The organism is Komagataeibacter intermedius TF2 (assembly GCF_000964425.1).
Classification (GTDB): Bacteria; Pseudomonadota; Alphaproteobacteria; order Acetobacterales; family Acetobacteraceae; genus Komagataeibacter; species Komagataeibacter intermedius.
Map to the genome: position 1 here is coordinate 1 of NZ_BANF01000562.1, position 252 is coordinate 252.

A 252-nucleotide genomic window follows, 5' to 3' on the forward strand; every position below is an offset into this window, starting at 1 on the left:
AGCCCGGAGAGATACCTGATCTGGCGCGTTATGATCACGTCATCGTTGCTTGCTCCTTTGGCAAGGATTCCCTCGCCAGTACGCTGCACCTGCTCGAAAAGGGCGTGGCGCTGCAGCGCATCGAGTGGTGGCACCATCTTGTGGACGATGACGGGGACGTTTTTGACTGGCCGCATGTGCCCGATTACGGGCGGCATCTGGCTGCATCCCTTGGCGTCAGGCTGTATTTCTCCGCGCGCCAAGGCGGGATCG

Annotated in this window: 1 pseudogene; it reads left to right on the top strand. The window is 60.7% G+C overall.

Features of this window, described 5'->3' with window-relative positions:
* A pseudogene (locus B7449_RS23210) lies at positions 1–252 on the top strand (phosphoadenosine phosphosulfate reductase family protein); the annotation flags it as partial.